The sequence below is a fragment of the Plantactinospora sp. CA-290183 genome, from assembly GCF_050936375.1.
In the GTDB taxonomy this organism is placed as follows: Bacteria; Actinomycetota; Actinomycetes; order Mycobacteriales; family Micromonosporaceae; genus Plantactinospora.
In genome coordinates this window covers 79449-86004 of the sequence record NZ_JBNJMX010000015.1, presented here as the reverse complement: position 1 = coordinate 86004, position 6556 = coordinate 79449, and the positions used below count along the sequence as shown (strand labels likewise).

The 6556-nt window shown below is 71.2% G+C and carries 5 protein-coding genes and 1 pseudogene; all 6 read right to left on the bottom strand.

Annotation, left to right across the window (positions count from 1 at the left end; translation table 11 throughout):
- Positions 1-906: pseudogene (locus ACQEUR_RS19665) on the bottom strand (type VI secretion protein); the annotation flags it as partial.
- 122 nt (positions 907-1028) lie between these two features.
- A complete protein-coding gene (locus ACQEUR_RS19660; protein ID WP_433033145.1) occupies positions 1029-2828 on the bottom strand; it encodes a VirB4 family type IV secretion system protein in 1800 nt (599 codons plus the stop codon).
- Positions 2825-3787 (bottom strand): PrgI family protein, encoded by a 963-nt coding sequence (locus ACQEUR_RS19655; RefSeq protein ID WP_433033142.1) that lies wholly within the window; start codon positions 3785-3787, stop codon positions 2825-2827. The genes ACQEUR_RS19660 and ACQEUR_RS19655 overlap by 4 nt, the downstream gene beginning before the upstream one ends.
- A complete protein-coding gene (locus ACQEUR_RS19650) occupies positions 3784-4695 on the bottom strand; it encodes a conjugal transfer protein TrbL family protein (protein WP_433033140.1) in 912 nt (303 codons plus the stop codon). Before ACQEUR_RS19650 ends, ACQEUR_RS19655 begins: the two co-directional genes overlap by 4 nt.
- Before the next feature lie 16 nt (positions 4696-4711).
- Positions 4712-5092 (bottom strand): pilin, encoded by a 381-nt coding sequence (locus ACQEUR_RS19645; RefSeq protein WP_433033137.1) that lies wholly within the window; start codon positions 5090-5092, stop codon positions 4712-4714.
- Positions 5093-5594: 502 nt separating this feature from the next.
- The gene (locus ACQEUR_RS19640) at positions 5595-6488 is read right to left on the bottom strand and encodes a hypothetical protein (RefSeq protein ID WP_433033134.1); all 894 of its coding nucleotides are present in this window, start codon (positions 6486-6488) and stop codon (positions 5595-5597) included.
- Positions 6489-6556 lie beyond the last annotated feature (68 nt).

Sequence of the window (6556 nt, the reverse complement as noted above, 5' to 3'; positions counted from 1 at the left end):
ACCGGTGTCCCATAGCTGGTGGGAGGTCTTGTCGAGGATCGCCCGCACGTCGCGTTCCACGGTCGGGTCCGGGCGGGACGCGGCCTTCGCGGTGCCGCCGGTCTGGCCGCGGCCGGGCAGGAACACCTCGATCAGTTCGGTCAGGCCCCGGCCGATGTTGAGGCCCGGCAGCGCGGTGGCGCCGTGGCGCAGCCGGCCGGCTGCGCGGCGGGCTCGGCTGGCACGCTTTGGTGCGGCGGGGCGGGCGAGGATCTGCACGCAGGCGTACTCGCCGTCGTGCAGTTGCGCTCCGGCGGACATCAACGCACGAAGCGGGTCCGCGTCGTGGTCGCTGGTCAGTGGTAGCCAGTCGGCTGCCACGGGCAGCAGGTGGCCGCCGACCGCGGCGGCCGTGTCGGCGGGTATCGGCGCGGGCGCGGGCTCGTTGGCGGTGGTGGCCGCGCCGGGCCACGCGGCGCGTACGGCGGCCTCGACCGCCCCGTTCGGGACGCTGCCGGGCACCCACAGGGAGATCAGTAGTCGCCGGCCGGTCCAGGTGTACTGCAGGCCGATGTGTGGGGCGCCGTAGAGCAGCCGTCGGTGTCGTACGGGGGTGAGAATGCCGGCGAGATTGGCCCACAGCGCGGCCGCGCTGTGTTCGTCGACCTGCGGTGGCGGCGCGATTCCGATCAGGCGGGCCCCGCGGGCGTGGTGTTGATGTCGCCACAGGGCGACGAGGTTGCCGCCGGCGACCCAGGTGATGAGCAGGCCGGCCGCGACGGCGAGCAACCACGGTCGGTCGGCGGCCCAGTCGCCGGTGTGCAGGACCCAGTGGGAAGGAGCCGGGCTGGGGACCGTGGTGGTTGTGGTGTGGGGTCCTGACGGGGTCGATTGCGGCGTCGGCGCGGGGATTCGGTACGGGGTCACGGGGTGTCCTCCGGAAGATGTAGTCGGGCCCGCGCGCACGTCAACCGACCTGGCGCCCTGGCCGGGGACCGGGGAGCTTTGGGGCAATTAGTGACGGCGTGCTGGTGGTTTGGTCCCCGGCTTCACGGCGCCGAGTCCGCGTCGATGTCGATCTCGGGCTCGGTGGTGGCGAGATGGTGTTCGGCGTCGGAGGAGATTGCTTCGAATGCGGTGCGGTGGGTTCCGCTGATGAGTAGGCCGTGACCGCGGTGGGCGGTGAGGAGCAGTCGCCGCTCACCCGCGGTGAGGCCGAAGGCGTCGCCGACGGTGTCGATGGCCTGGGGCGCCTGGCGCAGGAGGATTTGGGTGGCGGCGTTGGCGACGACGGCTTGGCCGAGGTCGGTGCTGAGGACGTCGGCGGCGTCCTGGGTGACGACGGTCAGGCCGGTGTGTCGTTTGCGTCCGGCTTTCGCCATTCTGTGTAGGAACTTGGCGCCTTCGCCGTCGCGCATGAGTAGCCAGGCTTCGTCGACGACGACGATGCGACGCGGCGGGGGACCGGAGGCCGGTGGCGTGTCGACGATGCGCCAGATGGAATCCAGCGCCAGGAGGGTGCCGACGGTGCGTAGCTCGTCGGGCAGCTGCCGTAGCGACCAGACGACCAGGTGTCCGTGCGGGTGGGAGGTGGTGGGCCCGTCGAAGAGGTCTTTGAATGACCCGTGGACCCATGGGGCGAGTCGGGCGGCGAGGTGCGGGCCGGCGGGGTCGGTGTCGTTGGCGAGGATCGCGGCCAGGTCGCGTAGCAGCGGTGCGGGCCGTTGGTGGGTGTGTGGGTCGGCGGTGATACCCGCGTTGCGGTACACGGCGAGGATGGCCCGGTCCAGGGCGGCGCGCTCAGCCGGCGGTGGCAGGCTGCCGATCAGTACGGAGATGAGGGTGTGCAGGAACAGGCCGCGTCGGGTCAGCGTGTCCGGCCGGGTGTCACCGGCCGGCAGGTCGAGGGGGTTGATCCTGGCCCCGGCCGCCCCGAGGCGTACGACGGTGCCGCCGACGGTGTCGGCCAGCCGCAGGTATTCGTCTTCCGGGTCGATGATTGAGATCTGGACGCCGGCGTAGAGGTGGCGTAACGCTTCGAGTTTGACCATGTAGGACTTGCCGGCGCCGGATCGGGCCAGGACGACGGAGTTGTAGTTGTCCTGGGCGAAGCGGTCCCACCAGACGACACCGTTGCTGGCCGGGTTGACGCCGTAGAGGACCCCGCCGGTGGTGGCCGGTTCGCCGGGCAGCGGTGCCGGTAGATCCGGGCCGGCCAGCGGAAATGAGGCGGCGAGGGCTTGGGTGTCCATGGTGCGGAGCATCCGTAGTCCGTCGTGGGCCAGGGGCAGGGTGGTGGTCCAGCCGGCGAGCTGGCGCCACGTCGCCGGTTGGACTTCCAGGAGGGTGGAGGCGGCGGCGGCCTTGACCCGGTCGCAGGCCTCCAGCAGCTCCTCCTGGGTCTTGGCGTGCACGGTGATGTACAGCCCGACGCGGAACAGCTTGGCGGCGCCGCGGGCGAGGCGGTCGGCCAGGTCGCCGGCGTCGTGGGCGGCGGCGTCGGTGTAGGGGTCGCTGAGTTTGCCGCGTTCGGAGTCGGCCCGCCTGCTGGATTCGAGGCGGGCGCGTTGGGTGCGTAGCCGGGCGGCGGCGATGGGGGCGGGCAGCGGGTCGATGTGCAGGGTGACGTCTACGCGGCCGGGGTAGGACAGCAGTGGTTCCAGCCACGCCGGCCCGACCTCGGCCGGGTAGCCGGTGACGACGAGGGTGGCGGCGTAGCCGTCGCCGACCCGCAGCCAGCGGGGGGTGACCTCGACGGCGGCGGGCGTGACGGCGGCGGCGAGGCCTGCCCCGGACGCAGATCTCGACGCGTCGGTCGGGTCTACGCGGCGGCGTCGTTTGCCGATCATGTGGTCCTCCTGGGCTGCCGGTGGGGTCGGGTTGCGGTGATGACGGCGTCCGGTGCGGCGAGGCCGCCTGGTCGTGGGGGGCGGTAGGGGTCGGCGGCGGCGGCGAGCGCGGCGGTGACGGCCGCGCCGTCGAGGGCTCGGGTGGTGACGCCGAGACCGGACAGCGCCCGGACGGTGTCGTCGGCGCGCCGGCGTGCGGCGTGTCCGCCCTGTTCGCCGGCGGCGGTGCGGGTGACCAGCAGGACCTGGCGGCGCAGCGGGTCTCGCCGGGTGGCCAGGTCGTGGAGGAACTGGGCGTGGTCGGTGCACGCCGCTTCCAGCGCCGGATGCGGCATCGCCGGGACGGCCTCGGCGACCCTGCGGGCGTGGGAGGCCAGGTCGACCGGCTGCGCGGAGACGACGATCTGGGTGGGGGTGGACAGGCTGTTGAGCCATCGGCCGTACCCGTCGATCAGCGCGGCCTGCTCGCTGCCGGTGCGCAGCGTCAGGTTGACGTTCGTCGCGGCGACGAGGGCCGCCTGGGTGGCGCCGAGGGTGACCTGCCCGTCGTCGTCGATGGCGTCGGCGGGCAGCTTCAGCGGCGCCGGTACAGGTAGGCGGCTGTTCGGAATCTGGACCCAGTCGGGTACGCCGCTGGTGGTGGCGTCGGTGGTGGACAGGGCCTTGGGTTGGCGGGTGTGGCTGATGGCGTGCAGCAGCCACACGTCCATGGGCAGGCCGTCGCGGCGGCTGACCGCGAGGGCGAACACGACTCCGCCGAACACGACCCCGCCCACGATGAGGACCTGAGGTGCGATGATCGTGCGCAGCGCGCTCCAGGCGCCGTAGAAGATCACCCCAGCGACGGCGAGGATCGCTAACTGCCGCCACGTCAGTCCGTAGACGACCTTGTCCGGCGCGTCGACATCGGCGGGCATCCGGGCGTGTGCCGGCGACTCATCTGAGGGGTTGGTTGTCATCTGGTCACTCTCCTGAGGCTGTTCAGGCCCGGAACGCTGCGGGCGATCTGCTGTACGACGGCGACCCGGACGACCGCGCCGACGATGTTGCTGCCGCCATGTCCGCTCTGCCCCACCCAGCGGCCGACGAGGCTGGGAATCTTGACGGTGGTCCAGAGCAGCACGATCACGACGAGCAGGTTGAGCACGCCGCCGGGTTCGACGGGCAGGTCGAGAACCGGCAGCGTGTGGGTGGGGTCGGACAGCATCCACTGCCCGGCGGTGAGGAAGAACGCCTGCGCGGCGGGGATGGCCAGGCAGCCGAGGTAGGAGCGCCACCACAGGCGGGCGATGTCCTCGGTGGCCGGCAGGGCGTGGCAGGCCAGGGCCAGCGGCGCGATGATCGTCATGATCAGCAGGGTGACGATCCGGGCGATGAGCTGGAACGCTGTCACGACGATCAGCACGGTGATGACCGTGACGATGATGACGAACAGCAGCGGCACGATGTGTTCCTGCCCGGATTGCAGGTAGATCCGCATGGCGGCGGACGCCCGCTCGCCGTCGTAGTCCTGGCTGATCGCCCCGGTGACCGCGTTGCCGAGTTCGATGAGCTGGCGGCAGAACAGTTGCGAGAAGTGCGCGGCGATGAATCCGACAACCAGCCGTGGCGCGAGGTCCTTGACCGTGTAGCGGGACTGTTCGTTGCCGCCGGAGACCATGGTCAGGACGCCGGCGGCGACGAACACCAGAACGAAGGTGGTGTCGACGATCCAGATCGACCTGCCGGTCAACGTCTGCACCTGGGGTAGCGCGGTGACCTGTGGTGTGGTGAGCAGGACGTCGATGATCAGATTCAGGACCGCGTCGAGGCAGTCCAGGATCGCGGTGGTGAGCCAGTCGAGAATTTGGTCGAGGATCGTGCCCATCCAAGCCATCGCTGCCTCAGCCTCCGACGACGCCCCGCACGAGCTCCAGCAGGACCGGGGCGAGGACAGCCAGGCCGTAGCCGATCAGTGCGTTGCGTAGTGCGCCTTTGGCCTTGTCGACCTGGGACGGGTCACCGCCGGCGGTGGCCCAGTACACCCCGGCCAGGACCAGGAACAGGGTGGCGACGGCGAAGAGAAGGCCCATGATCAACCGTCGTAGGTTGGCGATGACGACGGGCAGGCTGTTCGCCGCCAGGTACACGCCGTCGACGGCGTCCGCGTGGGCGGCGCGCGGGGCCAGCAGGATCACCCCGAGGGCGCTTAGCGGCACGACGACGCGCACCGCGCGGCGCAGCGACCGGTGGTGGACGAGGGCGCGGATGTGGGTGCGGGACATGGCTCACCTCCCGCCCCGCCCCGGTACGACGCGGCACCGGGGCGGGGCGATAGCTGGGTTAACGGGATGGCCGCCGCCGGGCGACAGGTCGGCGTGTCGCTCTACCCCGGGAGGAGCTCGTCCTCCCTCTGCGGGTGGTTGCGGTAATCGATGAGGTGTCAGCGCAGCGATGGCGCGGCACCCGGGGCGACGCGGTACGCGTCCCCGAAAGCCCGACGGCGGACGGGACTCAAGCGGCATGCCCGGCACGCCTTGTCGAGTCCCGCACCTACCAATCGGCGTTTGTCAGACGTGGCGAACACTTGGCGATCTGTCACGGCTCTGACAACCTCGCGGTCCATCTGACACCGCAGGTCAACCGCCCTGGCTGACGTCGGTGGGTTTCGCCGGTTGTCAGACCCGCCAGCCGTGGGTACAGCCGCGGCAGAGCGAAAAACGGCTGTGGGCCCTGGCGCCGAGCGCCAGGGCCCACAGCCGTTGCGGGACGGCAGGTACCGCTCCTTCAGGCGGCCACCGCGGCGGCCGGGTGAGCATGGGCAGCGGCTCGGGCGGGAGCGGCCCGGCCGGAGCGGATACCGGCGCGCCGGTTGGCTCGTGCCGTGACCTGTTTGTCCGGCGCAGCGGACCCCAGGTCGCTCAGGGATCCCGCGGCGAGTGCCTTGGCGAGGGCATTGTCGGCGCGGGCCAGCCGCATCCGCAGGGCATCCACGGTGATCCCGAGCCGGGCGGCGATCGGCTCGGGAGCCCGCCGGCCCAGCCGCACCTCGATCCACGGCTGAACGTCCGTCTCGTCAATGATCCGCAGCCGCCCCGCCCGGCGGACTAGGAGATCCGGGTGGGCGTAGGGCACCTTGGGGGTGCGTGGTCCCGTGGTGAGGTGCTCGATGTCGTCGACCGGGACGGCTTCGTCGTCGGCCAGGCGCAGTCGTCGGCCGGCCCGCCACGCCGCCATCGTCAACGACGCGTACAGCGCCGGCCGGGTCAGGTCGAGGTGATCCCGCACAGCTTGCAGAAACCCGGTCAGTACCTCGCCGTCGATATCGGCCGGGTCGCCGCGGTAGGACGCGGACAACTGCCCGGCGATGCGGACCAACGCCGGCATCGCCATCCCGACCGCGGCGATCGTCCATTCCTTGCCGTGCAGACGGGCCCGCACGATCAGTTCCCGCCACACCGCGTCACGACCGGCGTAGTCGTCCGGGTGCGCCAGCAGCCAGGCTCGCAGTACCGGCAGCGCCACGACGCCGGTCGGCAGAGCGGCGCCAACGCCGATGTCGCGGGCCAGCGCGTCACAGTCGAGCGTCAGCGGCGCCGGGTCGCAGGTCAGTGCCGCGTAGGCGATGTCCGCGGCGCGCAGAGGGGAGGTTGGCCAGTCGGGGGTACCAGAGATGAACACGTGAGGACTCCAATGACAGGAAACGGAACAGCGGTCACATCCCGCGAACGCAGGGAATGTCCTAGGTC